Source organism: Streptomyces fulvoviolaceus, from assembly GCF_000718165.1.
Lineage (GTDB): Bacteria > Actinomycetota > Actinomycetes > Streptomycetales > Streptomycetaceae > Streptomyces > Streptomyces fulvoviolaceus.
Map to the genome: position 1 here is coordinate 1 of NZ_JOEY01000193.1, position 333 is coordinate 333.

At 69.4% G+C, this 333-nt stretch carries 1 protein-coding gene and 1 pseudogene; both read right to left on the minus strand.

From position 1 onward, the window contains the following. On the minus strand, nucleotides 1-213 hold a 213-nt coding region (locus tag IG08_RS0153475; RefSeq protein WP_030622345.1), incomplete at its 3' end, for a succinyl-CoA--3-ketoacid-CoA transferase. Continuing rightward, nucleotides 213-333, minus strand: a pseudogene (locus IG08_RS62370) (succinyl-CoA--3-ketoacid-CoA transferase); the annotation flags it as partial. The gene IG08_RS0153475 and the pseudogene IG08_RS62370, both read right to left, overlap by 1 nt.

Sequence of the window (333 nt, forward strand, 5' to 3'; positions counted from 1 at the left end):
CTTGCCGGCGTTGATCAGGTCGGGGTCGACCTGGTCCTCGGTGGGGTAGGGGCCGGTGCCCAGGATGCCGTTCTCGGACTCCAGGATGACCTCGACGTCGGCCGGGAGGTAGTTGGGGATCAGGGTGGGCAGGCCGATGCCGAGGTTGACGTACTGCCCGTCCTGCAGCTCACGCGCCGCCCGCGCGGCCATCTGCTCGCGTGTCCAGGCCATTACTCGCTCACCGTCCGCTTCTCGATGCCCTTGGCTGTGGCCTGCTCAGGGGTGAGGGCCACTACCCGCTGCACGAAGATTCCCGGCAGGTGCACGGCGTCCGGGTCGATCGCGCCGGGC